17 protein-coding genes are annotated in these 20,229 nt (G+C 73.0%); 12 read left to right on the top strand and 5 right to left on the bottom strand.

Translation table 11 applies throughout. From position 1 onward, the window contains the following. Positions 1 to 24: 24 nt before the first annotated feature. Complete coding sequence (locus tag ACWEN3_RS19120; protein WP_452972102.1) at positions 25 to 1,728, bottom strand: carbohydrate binding domain-containing protein; 1,704 nt, start codon at positions 1,726 to 1,728, stop codon at positions 25 to 27. 194 nt (positions 1,729 to 1,922) lie between these two features. Continuing rightward, on the bottom strand, positions 1,923 to 4,358 hold the full coding sequence (locus ACWEN3_RS19115) for a SpoIIE family protein phosphatase (protein ID WP_452972099.1): 2,436 nt from the start codon (positions 4,356 to 4,358) through the stop codon (positions 1,923 to 1,925). Positions 4,359 to 4,601: 243 nt separating this feature from the next. Here ACWEN3_RS19115 and ACWEN3_RS19110 point away from each other — a divergent pair, with 243 nt between their 5' ends. Further along, positions 4,602 to 6,209, top strand: a complete 1,608-nt coding sequence (locus ACWEN3_RS19110; RefSeq protein WP_452972098.1) for a sigma-70 family RNA polymerase sigma factor — start codon at positions 4,602 to 4,604, stop codon at positions 6,207 to 6,209. 110 nt (positions 6,210 to 6,319) lie between these two features. On the opposite strand, the gene ACWEN3_RS19105 is transcribed toward ACWEN3_RS19110, so the two are convergent. Further along, positions 6,320 to 6,943: a TetR/AcrR family transcriptional regulator gene (locus ACWEN3_RS19105; protein WP_452972095.1), complete on the bottom strand. Its 624-nt coding sequence runs from the start codon at positions 6,941 to 6,943 to the stop codon at positions 6,320 to 6,322. Positions 6,944 to 7,134: 191 nt separating this feature from the next. Here ACWEN3_RS19105 and ACWEN3_RS19100 point away from each other — a divergent pair, with 191 nt between their 5' ends. The 6 genes from ACWEN3_RS19100 (at position 7,135) to ACWEN3_RS19075 (ending at position 14,601) form a co-directional block, all read left to right on the top strand. Beyond that, entirely contained in the window at positions 7,135 to 9,339 is a 2,205-nt protein-coding gene (locus ACWEN3_RS19100) for an MMPL family transporter (protein ID WP_452972092.1), read from the top strand. Between the two features lie 36 nt (positions 9,340 to 9,375). Beyond that, positions 9,376 to 10,098 (top strand): hypothetical protein, encoded by a 723-nt coding sequence (locus tag ACWEN3_RS19095; RefSeq protein ID WP_452972090.1) that lies wholly within the window; start codon positions 9,376 to 9,378, stop codon positions 10,096 to 10,098. A 165-nt stretch (positions 10,099 to 10,263) separates the two neighbouring features. Then, a complete protein-coding gene (gene msrA, locus ACWEN3_RS19090) occupies positions 10,264 to 10,785 on the top strand; it encodes a peptide-methionine (S)-S-oxide reductase MsrA (protein WP_452972087.1) in 522 nt (173 codons plus the stop codon). A gap of 242 nt (positions 10,786 to 11,027) precedes the next feature. Then, on the top strand, positions 11,028 to 13,718 hold the full coding sequence (locus ACWEN3_RS19085) for a LuxR C-terminal-related transcriptional regulator (RefSeq protein ID WP_452972084.1): 2,691 nt from the start codon (positions 11,028 to 11,030) through the stop codon (positions 13,716 to 13,718). Positions 13,719 to 13,758: 40 nt separating this feature from the next. Further along, a complete protein-coding gene (locus ACWEN3_RS19080; protein WP_452972081.1) occupies positions 13,759 to 14,277 on the top strand; it encodes a hypothetical protein in 519 nt (172 codons plus the stop codon). A 126-nt stretch (positions 14,278 to 14,403) separates the two neighbouring features. Next, the gene (locus ACWEN3_RS19075) at positions 14,404 to 14,601 is read left to right on the top strand and encodes a hypothetical protein (RefSeq protein ID WP_452972078.1); all 198 of its coding nucleotides are present in this window, start codon (positions 14,404 to 14,406) and stop codon (positions 14,599 to 14,601) included. 27 nt (positions 14,602 to 14,628) lie between these two features. Here the strand turns inward: ACWEN3_RS19075 and ACWEN3_RS19070 are convergent, their stop codons facing one another. Then, on the bottom strand, positions 14,629 to 16,047 hold the full coding sequence (locus ACWEN3_RS19070) for a DUF2252 domain-containing protein (RefSeq protein ID WP_452972075.1): 1,419 nt from the start codon (positions 16,045 to 16,047) through the stop codon (positions 14,629 to 14,631). Positions 16,048 to 16,089: 42 nt separating this feature from the next. Further along, on the bottom strand, positions 16,090 to 16,668 hold the full coding sequence (locus ACWEN3_RS19065) for an ion channel (RefSeq protein ID WP_452972072.1): 579 nt from the start codon (positions 16,666 to 16,668) through the stop codon (positions 16,090 to 16,092). A gap of 199 nt (positions 16,669 to 16,867) precedes the next feature. Between ACWEN3_RS19065 and ACWEN3_RS19060 the strand changes: the two genes are divergently transcribed. The 5 genes from ACWEN3_RS19060 to ACWEN3_RS19040 all read left to right on the top strand — a co-directional run. Beyond that, on the top strand, positions 16,868 to 17,503 hold the full coding sequence (locus tag ACWEN3_RS19060) for an HdeD family acid-resistance protein (protein WP_452972070.1): 636 nt from the start codon (positions 16,868 to 16,870) through the stop codon (positions 17,501 to 17,503). Between the two features lie 85 nt (positions 17,504 to 17,588). After that, positions 17,589 to 18,935: a hypothetical protein gene (locus ACWEN3_RS19055; protein WP_452972067.1), complete on the top strand. Its 1,347-nt coding sequence runs from the start codon at positions 17,589 to 17,591 to the stop codon at positions 18,933 to 18,935. Between the two features lie 103 nt (positions 18,936 to 19,038). Next, on the top strand, positions 19,039 to 19,494 hold the full coding sequence (locus tag ACWEN3_RS19050; RefSeq protein ID WP_452972065.1) for an SHOCT domain-containing protein: 456 nt from the start codon (positions 19,039 to 19,041) through the stop codon (positions 19,492 to 19,494). A gap of 33 nt (positions 19,495 to 19,527) precedes the next feature. After that, the gene (locus tag ACWEN3_RS19045; protein WP_452972062.1) at positions 19,528 to 19,959 is read left to right on the top strand and encodes a DUF7144 family membrane protein; all 432 of its coding nucleotides are present in this window, start codon (positions 19,528 to 19,530) and stop codon (positions 19,957 to 19,959) included. A gap of 69 nt (positions 19,960 to 20,028) precedes the next feature. Beyond that, positions 20,029 to 20,229 (top strand): hypothetical protein (locus ACWEN3_RS19040; protein WP_452972059.1); only part of this gene is annotated, 201 nt, incomplete at its 3' end.

Genomic DNA, 20,229 nt, shown 5'->3' with positions numbered 1-20,229 from the left:
GGCGCGCGCAGGAGCGCCCGGTGTCTAACCCAGGGTGAAGTCGTCGGCGTGGACGTCGGCCTGGCCGTACCAGCCGTGGACGAAGACGGTGACGGCTCCGCTGCCACCGGTGGTGAAGGTGACCTTCAGCTGGTTCCAGTCCGTGCTGTTCGACCAGGTGCTCGCGGTGGCGCCGCCGCTGACCCCGACGTAGGCGTAGGGGCCCTGGACCCAGCCGGTGAGCGTGTAGGTGTGGTCGGGGGACAGGGCGACGGCCTGGTCGCATTCGCCGGTGCTGCTCGAATCCGGGGTGACGTCGAGGGCGTGGCCGCCGGTGTGGACCGGGCCGGAGACCACCGTGCTGCCGCCCGTGCAGGTCCAGGGGCTGAGGCCGCCGGTCTCGAAGCCGGCGTTGACCAGCGAGCCGCCGCCTCCGCCGCCCCCGCCGGCGGTGACGGTGAGGGTGTAGGTCGCGCTGTGGCTGCCGCCGGCCGCCGTGCCGGTGACGGTGATCGGGTAGGTGCCCGGCGCCACGGACGCGCCGACCGTCGCCGTCAGCGTCGAACTGCCGCCGGAGGTGACGGAGCCGGGGCTGAAGGAGACGCCGAGCCCGGAGGGCGCGCCGGAGGCGGAGAGGCCGACGGATTCGGCGCTGCCCGAGGTGACGGCCGTGGAGACGGTCGCGGTCGCGGATCCGCCCTGGGCGGCCGAGGCGGAGCCGGGGGCCAGGGACAGAGAGAAGTCACTGGTCGTGCCCCCGCCGCCGCCCGAACTGCCCTCGTAGGGCACGAACGCGTCCGTGAAGGCGAGGCTGTTCTGGCCGATCTCGCTGCACGTGGGCAGCGAGTTGGCGCTGCCGCCGCACTGCTGGTCCCGGTTGACCGACCAGAAGGCCAGCCGCCCGACGCCGTTCTGCGTGGCGAAGCTCTCCACCGTCCGGGCATCGGCCAGGGTGAAGGTGGAACCGTCGTCGTTCTTGCCGATCATCGGGGTGATCCCGAGGTTGGCGTAGGTGTAGCCGGAGTCGACGGACTGCATCTGCGCCAGTGTGGCCCTGGCGGCGGAGACCGCGCCCTGGCCCATCTCGGTGCCGGTGCCCGCGTAGTAGTCCATGGCCATGATGTTCACGACGTCGATCCTGATGCCCGCGTTCTTGGCGGCCTTGAGGATGTTGACGCCGTCGTCGGTGAGCCCGCTCGTCAGCACCGGCAGGGTCATGGAGAACCGCAGGCCGGGGTCGGCCGCCTTGAGGTCCTTCATCGCCTGCATCTGACGGGCGGCGGCCGCGGTGTCCGCGACGGCGGCGCCCTCGACGTCGAAGTCCAGCTGACTGACGCCGTAGTCGTCGACGATGGCCCGGTATCCGGCGTCGATGCTGCTCTGGGTGGTGCAGGTCCAGGCGAGCGGCTCGCCGCTCGCGCCGCCGGAGGACACGATGACGGAGGCGCCCTCGGACCGCGCCCTGGCTATCTCGGGGTCGGTGTAGGAGTCGTTGCCGATGGGGAGGGTGTCGCCCCAGATCTGGGTGCAGCCCTCGCCGAGCACGAAGGCCGCCGTGTAGGCCTTGAGGCGGTGGCCGGTGACGGCCGTGTCGAGCATGCCCTCCTGGCCGTTCGTCATGTCGACGTAGGGAGCCACCGTGTAGACGCTGCTCGTCGCGGCGCCGGCGGCGGATGCCGGCGCGACGGCCGCGCCGGCGCCCGCGAACGCGAGCGCGCAGGCGGCAGCCGCAAATCTTGCCAGGTGCATGACATTTCCCCTTCCGGGGATGCCTCTCGGCGTGGGGAGGTGGGGTGTGGTGCCGTGCGGGGCGGAACGTTGGTACATACCAAACCGCCCGCGCGCCCGGCCGTCAAGAGGACTAGACCAACTGGGAGTCACTCGGGTTTCTGAGTGAACTCACCTCGGGCGAGCGAGAGTTGGCCTGAGCGCTTCGGCCGGTCTCAGCAGGGGCCGCCGCCCGGCAGCTGCTGCTCCGTCCAGATGGTCTTGCCCGTGGGGGTGTACCGCGTGCCCCAGCGTTGCGCGACCTGCGCGACCAGGAAGAGACCGCGGCCGCCCTCGTCGGTGCTGTGGGCACGGCGCAGATGGGGGGAGGTGTTGCTGGCGTCCGACACCTCGCAGATGAGCGCCCGTTCGTGGATCAGACGCAGGCCGATCGGCCCGCAGGCGTGCTTGAGGGCGTTGGTGACCAGTTCGCTCACGATCAGCTCGGTCGTGTACGCGACGTCCTCCAGTCCCCACGCCGCCAGCCGGCGGGCGGCGTTGTCCCGCGCCTCGTGCACCGCGCGCGGGTCGGCGGGCACCTCCCAGGAGGCCACCCGGTCCGGGGGGAGGGCACGCGTCCGGGCGATGAGGAAGGCGACGTCGTCGTGCGGATGGTCCGGGAGGAGAATGCGGACCATCGTGTCGCAGATCTCCTCCAGCGGCCGGTCCGGGTGGGCGAGGGCGAAGCAGAGCCGCTCGAAGCCGATGTCGACGTCGCGGTCCGATGCCTCGATGAGGCCGTCGGTGTAGAGGGCGACGACGCTGCCCTCCTCCAGCTCGAACTCGGCCGACTCGAAGGGCAGGCCCCCGAGCCCCAGCGGCGGCCCGGCCGGGATGTCGGGGAGTTCCACCGGCTCGCTGAGGTGGGCGATGGCGGGGGTCGGGTGTCCGGCGCGCGCCACGCTGAGCTTCCGCGAGATCGGGTCGTACACGGCGTAGACGCAGGTCGCGCCGATCACCACCGGGCCGTGGGTGACCGCTTCCGCCTCGTCCGCGAGCCGCAGGACGAGGTCGTCGACGTGGGCGAGGAGTTCGTCGGGCGGCATGTCCAGATCGGCGAGCGTCTGCACGGCCGCACGCAGCCGGCCCATGCTGGCGGCGGCGTGGATGCCGTGGCCGACGACGTCACCCACGACCAGGGCGACGCGCGCTCCGGACAGCGGGATGACGTCGAACCAGTCGCCGCCCACGCCGGCCTCGGCGTCGGCCGGCAGATAGCGGTAGGCGACGTCGACGGCGCAGTGCTGGGGCAGGTCGGGCGGCAGCAGGCTGGTCTGGAGGGCGAGGGCCGCGTTGTGTTCACGGACGAAGCGCCGGGCGTTGTCGACGCACACCGCGGCCCGCGTCACCAGCTCCTCCACCAGCAGCAGGTCGTCCTCGTCGAACGGGTTGGGGTTCTGCCAGCGCAGCAGCGTGACCACTCCCATGGTCACGCCCCGGGCCCGGAGCGGCACCACCATGTGGGTGTGCACCCCGAGAGTGGCGATCTTGGCCAGCCGCTGCTGATCACCGGCGAGCCACCACGTCGACGGCGACAGGACCGGGTCGCGGATCGGCCGGCCGGTGGTCAGGCAGCGCTCCTGCGGGGACCTCGGCGGATATTCGCTGACCGCTCCGATGGGGACGATCGCCTCCGGCAGTTCCTCGCGGATCGACAGGTGCACCGCCCGCTGCAGCGGGCCACCGGTGACCGGTCCGGGGGTGAGGTCCCGGGCGGCGAGCACGCCCTGGAAGAGGTCGATCGCGACGAAGTCGGCGAGCTGCGGCACGATCACCTCGGCCAGTTCCTGCACCGTGCGGTCGAGGTCCAGGGTGGTGCCGATGCGCTGCGCCGCCTCGTTGACCAGGGCCAGCCGCTCGCGTGCCCGGTCCTCGGCGGTGAAGTCCACGGCGGTGTGGCACACGCCGAGCGTCTTGCCCTCGAAGTCCCTGAGCGGGAACGACGATCGGAGCCTGAGGTGGCCCTGCGAGTTCCGGCGCGACACGCCCGGCGGGGCCGTCACATGCTCCACCGCCGGTGTGACCTGGCCGGACATCAGCGCCTGGCGTGCCTGCCAGTCCACGGCCGGCGGCACCTGTCCGGGCCCTGGGGGCGCGGTCGTCCGGTCGGCACCGAGGTGCGGCGGCAGGCCCTCCATGGCGGCCAGCACCTGGTTCACCCACTGGAAGCGCAGCTCGGCGTCGAGGACGGCGATGCCGATCGGCGACTCCTCCAGGAGCCCGCGCATCACCGCCTGGTCGAGGTCCCAGCGGCGCGCGTCGGCGACCTCACAGGCCGCGACGAGCCAGGCGGAGTCCTGCTCCGCGCGCAGCGGGCAGGCCCGCAGGGCCAGTTCGACCGGGTGGCCCGCACGGTGGCGTGCGGTGAGCAGGCCCTCCCAGCCCTCCCCGACGCGTTGCGCCGTGGACAGCGCGGACGCCAGCGAGTCGCCGCCCACGAGGACGGAGGTGGCGGGCCGCCCCAGCACATCGGGCGCCGGATGGCCGAGCAGGGTCTCGGCCCGCTCGTTCCAGTAGCGGATCAGGCCGTGCCCGTCCACGACGACGACGGCGGCAGCCGTGATGCCGAACGGATCACCCTGGTGCCCGTTGGCGAGATCCCTCAGACCCATGGTGTCGGCCCCATCCGCGCGAGGGCTTTCTGACACCACGGTCTCACACGGCCCCTGGCGTGTCCTCGGACCGCGGTCGCCGCACATCCGCACGTCGTTCGGCACCCCGACGCGCCGGTGACGCCGGACCGCCGAATGACGGCGCCCGGAAATCGGTGTGCGAATACCTGTTATCCGGGGCGTGCCCAGCGGTCTCCCAGGCATCGGACACAATCGTTCGGCGTCGAGGACGGGAATCATCTGATGAGCACACAGCACGAGGTGGACACGGCGGCACTGGTGACCGCCGCCCGAGAGGGGGACGCGCAGGCGCAGGACGCCCTGGTCAGCGCCTACCTCCCGCTGGTCTACAACATCGTGGGGCGGGCTCTGAACGGCACGGTGGACGTCGACGACGTGGTGCAGGAGACCATGTTGCGCGCCCTCGACGGTCTGGGCGGGCTGCGCACTCCCGAGCGCTTCCGTTCCTGGCTCGTGGCGATCGCGATGAACCAGGTCCGCACGCACTGGCAGGACCGGCAGTCCGCCCCGGGCACGGTGGAGGAGGCAGAGGAGCTGGCGGACCCGGGCGCCGACTTCGTCGACCTGACGGTGGTGCAGCTGCAGCTCGCGGGACAGCGCCAGGAGACCGCGCACGCGACACGCTGGCTGGAGCCCGACGACCGGGGGCTGCTGTCCCTGTGGTGGCTGGAGTGCGCCGGTGAGCTGACCCGGGCCGAGGTCGCCGCGGCCCTGGATCTGCCGCCCCAGCACACGGCGGTCCGGGTGCAGCGGATGAAGGCGCAGCTGGAGGCGGCCCGGGTGGTCGTACGAGCGCTCGAGGCGCGGCCGCTGTGCGACGAGCTGCGGGTCGTGCTGGCCTCCTGGGACGGCAGGCCGTCGGCGCTGTGGCGCAAGCGAATAGCCCGGCACGCCCGCGGCTGTGCCCGCTGCTCCGGCCTGTGGAGCGGACTGATGCCCGCGGAGGGGCTGCTGGCCGGTCTGGCGCTGGTCGCGGCGACACCCGCGCTGGTCGCGAGCGTGCGCTCCGCCTCGGACGGGATGGCCCCGGCCGGTTCGGCGACCCGGCTCGGCGCGTCCAAGGGCGGCGACGGACCGGGGCCGGGCACCGGACGCCGGGCCGCCTCGCGCGGCGAGTCCCGTCGGCGCAGGCGGCTGCGCCGACGGGCCGTCGGCGGCGCCGTCGTCGCGGCCTGTGTGGCGGGTGGCGGACTCTGGTACTTCGGTACGGACTCCGGGACCGGCGGGGGCGCGAGCGCCGCGCCGACCGCGGCCGCCGCCGTGGACCTCTCCGCACCCAGCACCGTCCCGTCGCCGTCGGCCTCGAAGTCCCCCTCGCCGTCCGCCTCACCGTCGAAGAAGGCGAAGAAGGCGAAACCGGCCAGGACCCCGAGCCCCGCCAAGAAGGCACCGACGACGCGGCCGGCTCCCGTCCCGGCCGTCACCCCGCAGTCCGCCCCGGCCCCGGCGGGCACCGTCGAGCAGGTCGTCGCGCTGGTGAACAAGGAGCGTGCGACCGCCGGCTGCGGTCCGCTCACCGAGAACCCGCAGTTGGAGAAGGCGGCCCAGGGCCACTCCGACGACATGGCCGCCCGCCACTTCTTCGACCACACCAACCCGGACGGCGCCGACCCCGGGCAGCGCATCACCGCCGCCGGCTACCGCTGGTCCACGTACGGCGAGAACATCGCCCAGGGCCAGCAGACCGCGGACTCCGTGATGCAGTCCTGGATGAACAGCCCCGGCCACCGCGCCAACATCCTCAACTGCTCCTCCAAGGACATCGGCGTGGGCGTGCACAAGGGCACCGGCGGCCCGTGGTGGACCCAGGACTTCGGCGCCAAGCTGTGAGGCCGCCCGGGCGGCGGGGCCGGCGTACTCCAGAGCCGTGGGTCCCGCGGACTCCCGAGCCGTGACGGACCGGAACCGGTCCCGCCGCGGCCACCGGCCCCCGCCCGCGGTCAGGGCCGTCCGGGAGCGCCGATCCCGCGCAGGATCCCGAAGGCCCGCAGCAGGGGCGCCGGGCCGGTGTCCGTGATGCCGGACGCGCGGCGGGCCCGGCGGGTCCGCAGTACGGCGCGCACCGCCGAGAGGGCGGCGCACGCGATCACGGAGGCCGTGAGGTCGGCGTCCCGCGTGTCCGGGGGCAGCCTGCGCTGAACCAGGACGGTGAGCCGTTCCTCGAAGTCGGAGAAGGCCTGGACGAGCCGGGCCGTGACGACGTTCTCGATGTCCTGGACCGGATGACTGAGGGCGGTCAGAGTGGAGGCCGCGAACGGCTCGGCCGCCTCCAGCAGGGCGTTGCACACCGCGTCCAGGGGATCCTCGTCCGCCGGACGACGGGCCAGGGCGTTCTCGACGTAGGCGAAGATCTCGACGCCGTCCGGCAGCAGCAGCGCCTCCTTGCTCTCGAAGTAGCGGAAGAACGTGCGCACGGAGACGTTCGCGTGTGCGGCGATGTCCGCGACCGTCGTGGCCTCGAAGCCGCGCTCCTTGAACAGCCGCGCGGCCCCTTCCAGCAGGAGGCGCCGCGTCTCCTCCTTCTTGCGTTCGCGCAGTCCAGCGGGGGTGATCTCACTCGGCATGCTCCGAAGCCTCCCGCCATGGCGTCACGACTGTCAATCGACACCCGTGCCATCCCAGGACCGTCGTACCCGTGACGCGCGCGCCCGCCGAGGGTCGTCGCACACGCGAATGGCATGACTGCCAATTGTCATGCATGCCATTTCATCTCTAGAGTTCGTGTCACTCGTGACACTTTTCCTTGGAGACCACGGTGGCCCCACCCCCGCAGCACCCACCAGCGCCCACCGCGGCGCACACCGCCGCGCATCCGACGGCGGAGCCGCCCGCCGCCCGCGGCGGACTCGGCCGCCTCGGCGGCTTCTGCGCCCGGCACCCGGCGATGGTTGCCGCCGCCTGGCTGCTGGTCCTCGTCGCCGCCCTGGCCGGTCGGCACCTCGCCGCGCCCACCTTCAGCGACCAGGTGAGCCTGCCCGGCACCGCCTCCCACACCGGCTCCGACCTCCTGGCCGCCTCCATGCCCCAGGCGGGCCGGCCGAGCGGCAAGGTCGTCTTCCACACCGGCTCCGGCACCGTCGCCGCGCAGCGCTCCGCGCTCGACCGCACCCTGGCCGACCTGCGCGGCCTGCCGCACGTCACCGCCGCCTCCGCGCCCGTGACCAGCGCCGACGGACGCACCGCCTACACCACCGTCTCCTTCGACGAGCAGCTGAAGAACCTCGGCCACGACTACACCGGGCGGCTCGACGAGGCGACCCGGCCCGCCCGCGCGGCAGGGCTGGGCGTCGCCTACGGCGGCGACCTGGACCAGGTGGTCCGCGCACCGGCCGACGACAGGCTGAGCGAGTGCGTGGGCGTCGTCACCGCCCTCGTCATCCTGCTGCTCGCCTTCGGCAGCGTCCTCGCCGCTCTGCTGCCGCTGGTCACCGCGCTGATCAGCGTCGGGGTCGGCCTCGGCATCGTGGGCATCGTCGCCGCCACGCTCTCCTTCGCGACCTCGGCCACGACCCTCGCCGGCATGATCGGCCTGGGCGTCGGCATCGACTACGCCCTGTTCCTGACGACACGCTTCCGCCAGGACCTCATCGACGGACGCGACCCGGTCGAGGCGGCGGCCCGCACGGCGCACACCAGCGGACGCGCCGTCCTCGTCGCCGCCCTGACCGTGGCCGTCGCCATGCTCAGTCTCTACGCCTGCGGGCTGACCTTCATCGGCAAGATCGGCCTCGCCGCCACCCTCGCCGTCGTCGTCACCGCCGCGGCCGCCCTCACCCTCGTACCGGCGGCCCTGGGGCTGGTCGGCAGGCGCGTCGACCGGCTCCGGCTGCGCCGCCCGGTCGCCGAGGGCACGGCGGCCGGCGACGGCCGCAACCGCTACGCCGACCTCGTCGCCCGGCGCCCCTGGACGTTCCTGGCCGTCGGCGTCGCAGTGCTCGGCGTGTGCTCCGTACCGCTGCTGTCGATGCGCCTCGGCCACGTCGACGCCGGTGCCGACCGGCCCGGCAGCAGCACCCGCACCGCGTACGACTGGATCGCGCAGGCCGACGGGCAGGGCTTCGGGCCGGGGGCGAACGGCCCGATCGTCACCGTCGTCGACGTGAGCGGGGCGAAGTCGCCGGTGGACCGGATCTCGAACGACGTGACCACGGCCCTGCGGACCACCCACGGCGTGGCCGCCTTCACCCCCGTCAGGGCGAGCGCCGACGGGAGGATCCTCGTCACCACGGTCACCCCGGCCACCGGCCCGCAGGACGCCGCGACCGGCGACCTGCTCGGCGCCCTCTCCGGGCGGACGCTGCCCAAGGCCCTGCACGGCACGGGAGCCGAGGCCTATCTGACCGGAACCGTGGCCGGCCAGGCCGACTTCCGAGACACGGTCGGTACACGCCTGCCCATCGTCATCGGCATCGTCCTGGTCCTCGCCTTCCTGCTGCTCATGACGGTCTTCCGCAGCCTGGTGATCCCGCTCAAGGCCGTCGTCCTCAACCTCTGCACCACGGCCGCGTCCTACGGCGTGCTCGTCGCGGTCTTCCAGTGGGGCTGGGGCGACTCGCTGCTCGGCCTGTCGGAGCCGGTGCCGATCGAGTCGTACGTCCCGATGATGATGTTCGCGATCGTCTTCGGCCTGTCCATGGACTACGAGATCTTCCTGCTGTCCCGGATCGCCGAGGCCTGGCACCGCACCGGTGACAACCGGCTGGCCGTCGGGGAGGGCCTGTCAGCGACGGCGCGTGTGATCTCCGCGGCGGCCTTCATCATGACCGCGGTGTTCCTGTCCTTCACCGCCTCGCCGACCGTGGTCGTGAAGATGCTCGCCCTGGGGCTGGCGATCAGCGTGATCGTCGACGCGACGGTGGTCCGCCTGATCCTGGTGCCCTCCGCCATGTTCCTGATCGGCAGGGCGAACTGGTGGATACCCCGCCGGCTCGACCGGGTCCTGCCGCGCCTGCACGCCTGACCGCCCATGAGCCGACCGACCCGGAGCAGTGACACCGTGACATCGAACCGTCGCAGAAGGACCCGCGTCGTCCTCGCCGCGACCGCCGTGACCCTGGCCCTCCTCACCTGCGCGACCGATCTCCTCGTCGAGCACAGGACCGAGGAACGGGTCGTCGCCCGGGCCTCGCGCCGGCTCGGGCCGCACGGCCCGGTGCACGCCGAACTCACCACCCCGCTCGCGGGCCTGCGCACCCTCGGCGGGGAGGTGGGCGACGTCGAGGTGAGCGCCGAGGGCGTACACCGTCAGCACGCCGTGATGGACGTGACCGTCCGCCTGAAGGACGTCACGACGAACGGAGACAGCGCCGGCGGCACGGGGACCGCCACCGTCGGATACGACCAGGTGACCCGGCGCCTGGGCGCGCTGGGCGGCGGCCTGACCGCCGGCGGCCAGGTCGGCGACCTGATCCTCGCCGGGAGCGTCGGCCGGCTGGGACTGCCGGTCACCGTGCGGGCCGAGGTGTCCACGACCGCGCACGCCTTCACCGTCACGCCCGTGACGGTGAGCGTCCTCGGCCGCAGTACGGCGGTCGGCGACCTCGCCGCCCTGCCGGCCGCCTCCGGACTGCGGGACGAGCTGAGGCCCCGGACCGTGGCCGTCACCGGCCTGCCCTGCGGTGTCGCGCTCACCTCGGCCGACGCCGCCGGCAACGGACTCGTCCTCGGCTTCTCGATCGCCCCGGGGCCGACGCCGAGCGGGGGCGGGGGAGCCGCCTGACCGCCCGGACGGCGGGTGCGCGAAGGGGCTCCCGGGACTCCCGCGAGCCCGTTCCACCGCACCGGCGGCGGCCGTTGGTTGGCTGCTCGGGGACGGTATTAGGCTGGGTGACCATGCGACCGGCAACGTCTGGACCGTGCCGGCCCGAGCTTCAGGGAGCGATCGATGACAGTGGGAACCGAGCGGGCCGTACTGGCGGGCGGTTGTTTCTGGGGCATGCAGGATCTGATCCGCAAGCAGCCGGGCGTGGTGGCCACCCGCGTCGGCTACAGCGGTGGCGACACCCCGAACGCCACGTACCGCAACCACGGCGACCATGCCGAGGCCATCGAGATCCTCTTCGATCCCACGGCCACGAGCTACCGCGACATTCTGGAGTTCTTCTTCCAGATCCACGATCCGACCACCAGGGACCGCCAGGGCAACGACATCGGGCGCAGCTACCGGTCCGCCGTCTACTACGCCGACGAGGAGCAGCACCGCGTCGCCGTCGACACGATCGCCGACGTCGAGGCGAGCGGGCTGTGGCCGGGGAAGGTGGTCACGGAGGTCGAGCCCGTGGGCGACTTCTGGGAGGCGGAGCCCGAGCACCAGGACTACCTGGAGCGCTACCCTGAGGGCTACACCTGCCACTTCCCGCGACCGAACTGGAAGCTGCCGCGGCGCGCGTCGTCCACGACGGACTGAGCCCCGCGCCCCGGCGTCGCCGGCCGGTACTGGGTGCCCCCTGTCCATAGGGGGCACCCAGTAGCGTTTTCGCAGGTCAGACTGTACGCACGGCCCCGAGCACCCGGTCTCGGTCCGGGCATGGGGATGTTCTGCCCCAGTCAGGGACCACCGGCCCATGTGGCGCGATCGGCGTACAGGGACACCATGAGAGAGGAGGGGGCGTGTTGTCCGCGACCTGACGACATCAGTGGCGGTGAACCATGGCCGTGCTGGACGAGACCGGACCGGACTCCGGAGGCGGGAGTTCCGACCCCTGCGGAGATCCCTTTCTGCGGACGCGCTTCGCCGTACCGACGCTCCCGGTGACCTTCCTGCGCCGCGACCGGCTGGTCAGACACCTGGACGAGGCCCTGCGCAAACCGCTGACCCTGGTCGACGGGGCCGCGGGCGCGGGCAAGACACTGCTGGTCGCCGACTGGGCCGCGGGCCTCGACGGCCGCGTCGCCTGGCTCACCGCGCAGGTCGCGGACAAGGGCTGCGGCACCTTCTGGGCCTACCTCCTGCAGGCCCTGCGCGTGGCCGGCGTGACACCCTCCGACGAGGTCGGCGTCCCGGCCGAGGCGGGCCGCGTGGACGAGGCGCTGCTCACCCGGCTCGCCGCGGAGCTGGGCGCCCGGGACCTCCCCGTCATTGCGGTGATCGACGAGTACGACCGGGTCACCGCCCCGGAGATCGCCGACCAGCTGGAGTTCGTCCTGCGGCACGCGGGAGACGGCCTGCGCCTGGTGCTCGTCACCCGCACCGAGCCGCTGCTCCCGCTGCACCGCTACCGTGCGGCCGGCGCCGTCGCCGAGATCAGGAACGACGAGCTGGCCTTCACCCCCGAGGAAGCGGCCGACCTGCTGGCGCTGCACGGCCTGAGCCTCCCGGCCGGCGGCGTCACCTCGCTGGTGGAGCGCACCCGGGGCTGGGCGGCGGGCCTGCGGCTGTGCGCCCTGGCGGCGCAGGGGGAGACCGATCCGCAGACGTACCTGAAGGAGTTCGAGGCCGACCGCACCACGATCGGCGACTTCCTGCTGGCCGAGGTGCTCAAGCGGCAGCGGGCCGAGACCCAGGACCTGCTGCTGCGCATCAGCATCCTCGACCGCTTCTGCCCGGCCCTCGCCGACGCGCTCACCGGACGCACCGACGCCGAACTCATCCTCACCGGCCTGCACCGCGAGAACGCCTTCGTCGAGCAGCTCGGGCACGCCTGGTTCCGGCTCCATCCGCTGTTCCGGGAGATCCTGCGCGCCCATCTGCGGGTGCGCTCTCCCGGGCTGGAAGCCGAACTGCACCGCCGGGCGGCGCGCTGGCTGCGGCACTCGGGTCCGCTCGCCGAGACCCTGGACCACGCGGCCGCCGCGGACGACTGGGAGTCCGCCGCGGGTGCCCTCGTCGGCGATCTCGCCATCGGGGAACTCTTCACCGGCCTGCACTCCGACGCCCTGTGCACGCTCTTCTCCGGCATGGGACCCGAGCCGAGGACCGCCGTCACCGATCTGGTCCGCGCGGCCCGTGAGCTGTCCCGCTGCGACCTGGACCGCGGCCTGCCGCACCTCGAACAGGCCGCACGGGCGCTGGCCGGGGAGACCGGGACGTCCGAGGACGCCGCACCCGACCTGGCCGCGGCCCGGCTGAGCTGTGCGCTGCTGGAGACCCTGGCCGCGCGGCTGACCGGCTCGCCCGGGCGGGCGGAGATGGCCGCGCAGGCCGCCGAGGAGCTTCGGCAGGAGGTGCCCGGCCGGCTGCTGGACGAGCATCCCGAGCTGACCGCCCTGCTGTTCACCCATCTCGGCTCGGCACGGCTGTGGGCAGGCCGGTTCGCGGACGCCCGCGGGGCCCTGACCACCGTCGTCGACTCCGGACGGACGGTGTCCACGGCACCGGTGCGCGAGGAGTGCCTGGGTCACCTGGCCCTGATCGACTATCTGAAGGGCTGGCCGGGCCGGGCCGAGCGCAAGGCCCTCGCCGCGCTGTCAGCCGCAGACCGCTCGGGCCCGCCCTCGGCCCCCGGGGCGGGGCTCGGCTCGCTGGTATTGGCGGCGGTGGCCGCGGACCGCGACGAACTGGACCGGGCCGAGGCGCTCCTCGACGCCGTGGCGGACGCCCGGCACCCGATGTGCGACCCGGTGACACAGGCCGGGCAGGCCATCGTCACCGGACGGGTCCTGCTGGCCCGCGGCGACACCGAGGCCGCGCTCGAAGCGGCGGACCGGAGGGTCGCCGCCGATGTGGCGTCCCCCTGGGCCGAGTCGTACACGGCGCTGCTGGCCGCCGCGGCGCACCTCGCCGAGGGCCGGCCGGAGACGGCCGTGAAGCTGCTGGAGGAGGAGCCCGGCGAGGAACCGGTGTGCCTGGTGGGGGCGGCGCAGGCGGAGCTGGCCGCGGGCCGCGCCGACAGCGCGGCCGGCCTGCTCGAACAGATGCGGCCGCAGCACGGCGTCGGCCCCGCGGTGACCGTCCGGGCCGCACTGGTCAGGGCGCAGCTCGCGGGCGAGGCCGGGGACCGCGCCGCCCAGCGCCGGCTGGTCGCCCAGGCGCTGCGCGAGGCCCGGCGCGAGCGGCTGCGGCGCCCCTTCGCCGAGGCCGGACCGTGGCTGAAGCCACTGCTCGGCACGATGCCGCTGCGCGCCCTGGCCGAGGGCTGGCTCACCCCCGGCACGGTGTCACCGGGCGGCCCCAGGGCGCCGGAGGGACAGCCGCCGCTGCCGGTGGTGGAGGAGCTGAGCGGACGCGAACGCGACGTCCTGCGCCGGCTGGCCGAGATGATGTCCACCGAGGAGATCGCCGCGGATCTGTACGTGTCGGTCAACACGGTCAAGACCCATCTGAAGAGCGCCTACCGGAAACTGGCCGTGAACCGGCGGCACGACGCGGTGCACCGCGCACGTGACCTGGGACTGCTGTGAGCACCGGGTCCACCGGACCCCGACAGCACGGGAGGCCCCGATGTCCGGAACCCGGAACGCCACGGCCGGCAGGCGCGCCCCGGAGGAGCGGGCCCACGCCGACTACACGGGCGGGGTGTACGGGTCGATGCTCGCCGTGTCGGTGGTCGTCGGCGCGGCCGCGGCCGGCTCCATCGCCCGGCCCGAGCTGGTGCTGCTGCTGTTGCTCACCGGCGTGGCGTTCTGGCTGGCGCACGTCCACGCCCAGCTGTTCGGGGCGCGGCTGGCCCAGCAGCCGCTGAACCGCCGGGCCGTCCTGCACGTCTGCCGTGACGAGTGGCCCATCGTCAACGCGGCCGTCCCGCCGGCCGTCGCGGTGGCCGTCAGCCCCCTGCTGGGCCTGGACGCAGCCGGTGCCTACTGGCTGGCCCTCGCGGTCGCCGTGGCCGGCCAGATGGGCTGGTCCTGGGCCGCCGCACGGCGGGCCGGGGCCTCCTGGTACCTGGCGGCCGGCACCGCTTCGGTCAATCTGCTCCTCGGTCTGCTGATCCTCTCCTTCAAGCTCTCCCTGACCCACTGACGTGCGAGCGAGCGGTCCGGGCCCGTATCACCTGCGACGGGTGAGGCCGGGCGGCGGACCGGGGCGGAGGATCGCAGGAACAGGGGCAGGGTACGACCGTCCGCGGAACGCGGGGGAGAGCACCTCATGCGCTACGAGATTTGCGTCGACGGGGAGATGACGGAGACGCTGGCCAAGGCGTTCCCGGAGCTGGATCATGTGGTGATGTCCGGTCACACCATCCTGTTCGGCCTGGTTCTCGACGAGGCGCACCTGTACGGGCTGCTGGCCCGCTGCCAGTCGCTGGGGCTGCGGGTGCTGGAGATGCGCCAGGCGCCCGAGTGATCCCCGAGCCGTGTCCCCGCCCCGCCCTCACAGGGTCCTGGCCCGCACCCGCCCCGACCGCGCGGCGGCACCCAGCGCCTCGAAGTCCCGCTCGCCCAGGTCGGCGTAGGCCTGGGCGAATCGGGTGAGCGCCCGGTCGAAGCGGTCGCCGGACCCCAGGTACGCGGCGATCGCGACCGGGTCACCGGACCGGGCGTGGGCACGCGCCAGACTCGCCCCGCACAGCCGGGCGAACAGGTCCAGCAGGGCCGGGTCCATGGTCTCCGGCCGGGCGATGCCCTTCCAGTCCCGCAGCTGGCGGACGTAGAAGTCCCGGCTTCGCCCGTCCGGGCCCGTCACCCGGGTCCAGCCCAGGAAGATGTCGCTTCCCGTCTGGATCAGCCGCTGACCCCTGACCACGCGGCGGCCCTGGTTGTCGTGGCCGGGGCCGCCGGTGTGGGCGGCGAGCACCGACTCCTGCGCCTCCTTGGCCTGCAGCAGGAGCGGGTCGGTGTCGTCCCGGCCCAGCATCAGCAGGATCCAGCACCGGGTGCCGACGCTGCCGACGCCCACCACCTTCCGGGCGAGGTCGACCAGGTGGTAGTGGCGCAGCAGATGACGACGCTCGGAGGACAGGGTGCGCGCGTACGCGTCGATGACCCCGCGCAGTTCCTTCTCCTCCTGCTGCTCCTGGACGTCGCCGGAGCCGGACAGCAGTCCTCGCAGCGGCACGATCAGCGGCGGGTCCGGTACGAACCGCCGTCCCTCCGCGGTGATCCGGGTGAGTTTCTCGAACGCCTGGAGATGGGTGCGTGTGCGGGCCCGGGCCGTCGCCCGGTCCGTACGGCGCCGGGTCGTGCGGTCCATCGACGAGGCGAGCAGTTCCCGCATCCGGTCGGTGTCGTCCTGCGCGTACCAGACGTCCAGGGTGCGCATGCCGGCGAACTCCCGCATGCGCTGCCGGTAGGCGCTCACACAGGTCCGCACCGTGGCGTCCTGCTCCTTCGCGGTGAAGCCGTTGGCGCGGCCGGCGATCACGAAGCTGGCAGCCAGCCGCTTGACGTCCCATTCGAAGGGCCCGGCCAGGGTCTCGTCGAAGTCGTTGATGTCGAAGACCAGGCGCCGTTCGGGCGAGGCCATCAGCCGGAAGTTGAGCAGGTGGGCGTCCCCGCACAGCTGCACCGTCAGGCCCGTGTGCGGCAGGGCGCCGAGGTCCGCCGCCATGACGGCGGCAGCCCCCCGGTAGAAGCGGAACGGTGATTCGAGCATGCGGCCGTAGCGGACCGGCACCAACTCGGGCAGCCGGGAGGCCGACTGACGCTCCAGCAGTTCGATCGGGTCGGGCCGGCCGGCGGCCGCCTCGAACCACCCGTGCGAGGCGCGCGGCACTCGTGCGCGTGCCCTCCTGCCGTGGGCCGCCCGCTCCTCGGGCGACAGGAACGAGGTGATGGTGCTCGGTGTGCTCATGACACGAACCTCCCGCGGACCGCTTCCGGATCGCGCCGGCCCCTAGGCCGGCGGCTCCCGTCCCTGCCGGCGCAGCCCGGCCTGGACCGCGGCCGCGACCAGCCGTGCGGCGACGCCCAGGATCAGCAGGCCGCACACCATCTGGCACATCACCGCCACCCGGCCCGTCTCCGACCGTGCGGTGATGTCGCCGTACCCCACGGTGGTGAACGTGGTGAGGGTGAAGTACAAGGCGTCCGTCCTGGTCAGCGGCTCGGTGAAGGAGCCGGGAGCGTCACGCTCGATCAGGAAGTAGACGCTGGAGTAGACGACCAGGTAGAGGGCGACCGTGGCGGCCAGGGCCTCGACGGCCTTCAGCCGCGGGTGCGGCGAGTGCACGATGAGCCAGGCCTCCCACCCGAAGACCAGGAGGAGCGCGACGAGACCGCACAGGAGCAGGAAGGACGTCCCCAGCGTGGTGCGCGTGTCCAGGGGCACCAGGTAGTACGCGGTGACCAGGCCGGCCACGATGCCCACCGTCCGGGCGAGCGTCAGGGCCGCGGCCCGGCGACCGTGCCGGCCGGGCCGCGGAGCACCTTCCGGCGAGGTCCGCGTCGAACCGGCAGCCACTGGATCGGTCATCGCCTGTCTCTTCCGCCGCTCGGCGCAGGCCGGCCCGCCTGCCCTCGCCATCCACCTCAGCGCCCCGGCCCCGAAGCCGGATCACCCGCCAGGGGTGATCCGGGCCGCGCCCCACCGGCGGACGCTGGCTCCGTGAGGTCCCCGCACACGGCCCCGTCGGGCCGGTCCGGAGCGGCTCTGGAGCACGTGAGGAGGAGCCATGACCGTTTCACGTGGTCACAGGCCGTACACCGGGTCGGAACAGGCTCCCGACGGGGCCTCCTTCCCGGCGGCCACCGACCCTGCGGACGCGCTGGCCGAGATGGGCCGGTCCTGGACCTGGATCCTCGGATCGGCCCTCGTCTCCCTGGTGCCCGGCGTCCTGATCCTGGTCTGGCCGGACGAGACCCTGCATGTGCTGGCCGTGATCCTCGGCCTGTACCTGCTGCTGACCGGGGCCTTCCGCTTCGTGGAGTCCTTCGGCCGGGAGGCGGCCGGCGAACGGGTGACCCGCCTCCTCGTCGCGGCGCTGTACGTGCTGGCCGGCGTGCTGTGCCTGAGACACCCCCTGCAGACCGTCACCGCCCTGTCGCTGATCGTGGGGATCGTCTGGCTGGTGTCCGGCATCCTCGTCCTCCACGCCGCCCTCGGGGCCAGGGACCTGCCCCACCGGGGCTTCGTCATCGGCGCCGCGGTGATCGGCATGCTCGCCGGCGTCGTGGTCCTCGCCCTGCCGGCCCAGTCCGCCGTGGCGCTGACCCGGCTGCTGGGCCTGTGGCTCGTGCTGCTCGGCCTGGCCGAGGCCGGACTCGCCCTCGCCTGGCGGGCCGCGCTGCGCAGGTCCGCGCCGAGCTGACCGCCCGCCACGCAGCCCTCCGCACCCCCGCCACCGGCCGCTCGCACACGTCCCCTACGGGCGACACGCCCGCACAGGAGGAGACATGGCCCCGGGTACCGCCTCCGAACCGTCCCGCTCCGACGGGCCCGCCCAGTCCGGTCACGTCCTGACCGACGAGGAACTCGCCGAGTACGAGCGGCTCCGCCGCGCCTCCCGGGTACGGCACCGGCGGCTGCGCCAGGTGGCCGCCGCGGTCCTCCTCGTGCTCACGATCGTCCTCGCGCCCCTGACCGTCGTCGCGGTCTGGGTCCACGACACGGTCGCCGACACCGACCGGTACGTGCAGACCGTCGCACCGCTCGCCTCGGAACCCGCCGTCCAGAACGCCCTCGTGAACCATCTGACCGACCGCGTGGTGTCCCAGGTGGACGTCCAGGCGGTGACGGCCTCGCTCACCAAGGCGCTCGCGGACAACGGAGCGCCGCCCCGGGTGGTCGACGCGTCCAAGGTGCTCGCGGGTCCGCTGCGCTCCGCCGTGCAGACGGTGGTGCACCGCGTCATCAACCGCGTGGTGACCAGCGACATCTTCAAGGAGGCATGGGTGACGGGCAACCGGCGGGCGCAGTCCGCGGTGGTCGGCATGCTCACCGGAGAGGGGCAGGGAGCGCTCAAGGCCAGCGGCGACACCGTCCAGCTGGACATCGGGGTGGTGATCGACCAGGTGCAGAAGCGGCTCGTCGACGCCGGCTTCAAGCAGGCCTCGGCCATCCCGCAGGTAGACCGCTCGGTGACCCTGTTCCGCACCGACAAGCTCACCAAGGCCCAGAACGCGATGCGGCTGCTCGACATCGTCGGCACCTGGATGCCCGTGCTCGCCCTGTGCGCGGCCGCCGCCGCCGTGTGGGCGGCTCCCGGACACCGGGTGATGCTGATGGCCGTCTCCCTCGGCGTCGCCGCCATGATGATCGTCCTGCTCGTGGCCCTGGTCGTCGCCCGGCGCATCTATCTCGACTCGGTCCCCCCGGCCACGCTGCCACCCGACGCCGCCGCGGCGATCTACGACACCTTCGTCCGCTTCCTGCGCGACAGCGTCCGGACGCTGCTCGTCGTCGCCCTGATCACGGCGGTCGCCGCCTTCCTGTACGGGCCGAGCAGAGCGGCCCGCGCCGTGCGGCACACCTCGCAGCGGGGCGCCACGGCGGCCGGACGGCAGCTGAACCGGGCCGGTGTGAACACCGGTCACGCCGGAGAGTGGCTGACCGCACACCGGGCGTGGACGACCGGCGTCACCATCGGGGCCGGCGCCCTGGCACTGCTGCTGTGGAACTACCCCACGGTCGGTGTGGTGGTCCTCGTCCTCGTACTGGTCCTGGTCGTGCTGGCCGTGACGGCGGTCCTGGCCGCCGCCACCGGAGCGTCCCGCGACGAACCGCGTCCCGTGACGCCGTGACCACCGTTCACCCGCACCGGGTGAGGCGGCCCGCGGCCCGCCCGCGCAGGCTGGAACGGTACGCATCGACTACCGGGCGCAGACCCGGGACGGAGGAAGCGACATGAGCGCGCAGACCTACCTCGCGTATGACTATCCGGCGCTGAGCGTCTTCTGGTCCATGCTGGTGTTCTTCCTGTGGATCATGTGGTTCGTGCTGCTCTTCCGCGTCATCGCCGACCTCTTCCGCGACGACCAGCTGAGCGGCTGGGGCAAGGCCGCCTGGTGCGTCTGCGTCGTCGTCCTGCCGTTCCTGGGCGTCTTCGTCTACCTGATCGCCCGCGGCAAGGGCATGGGCCGCCGGGAGGTCGAACAGGCGCGCGCGCAGCAGCAGGCCTTCGACAGCTACGTCCGCGAGACCGCCAAGACAGGTCCCACCAGCGCGGACGAACTCGCGAAGCTGTCCGAGATGAAGTCCCGCGGCGACATCACCGAGGACGAGTTCCGCCGGGCGAAGGCACTGGTGCTCGCCGGCAACGCGCCGTCCGACCGCTCGGGAGCAGTCCCCTCCGCGCACTGAGCACCGCGCACCGGAGAGAAACGAGGTAGCACGATGACCGCCACTACACCCGCCGCGCACGCGCCCACCGCCAAGGACCAATGGGCGACCGGCCTGACGGCGTTCGGAGCGGTGATGCTCCTGCTCGTCGGCGTGCTGGACATCTTCCGCGGCATCATGGCGATCGCCCAGGACGACGTCTTCCTCACCACGCGCAACTACGTCTTCAAGTTCAGTCTCACCGGCTGGGGCTGGATCCATCTGATCCTGGGTGTCGTCGCCCTCCTCGTCTGCTACGGACTGTTCCGGGTGGCGATGTGGGCGCGGGTCTCGGGCGTGGCCATCGCCTCACTGGTGATCCTCGCCAACTTCCTCTCCCTGCCGTACTACCCGGTCTGGTCGATCGTGCTGATCGCCCTGTCCGCATTCATCATCTGGGCGTTGTGCGTGGTGCGGCAGGACGGCACGTCCACTCTGTTCGACTGAGGGACGGCACGGGGGCGACGGCACCCGGCTCGGCCGGGCCGGACCCGCCGGCCGTTCGCGGAGGCCGCCATGTCCTGGCGGCCTCCCGCCAGTTCGGCGGCCGGCGCGGCGAAGGCCCGGACTTTCGCCGTGGTGTCGTCCTTGCGCCACACCAGGACGCCGTTCGCCGGGGCCATGCCGGTGAGCGGCCGGTGGGTGACCAGGGGATGGCCGTACACCCGGAAGAGGCCCTCGTGGGTGGCCCGGACCAACTCGCCCCTGGCCACGCGG

The organism is Streptomyces sp. NPDC004561 (genome assembly GCF_053602155.1).
The sequence above is the reverse complement of the archived record's forward strand: the minus strand, read 5'-3'. Positions and strand labels throughout refer to the sequence as shown.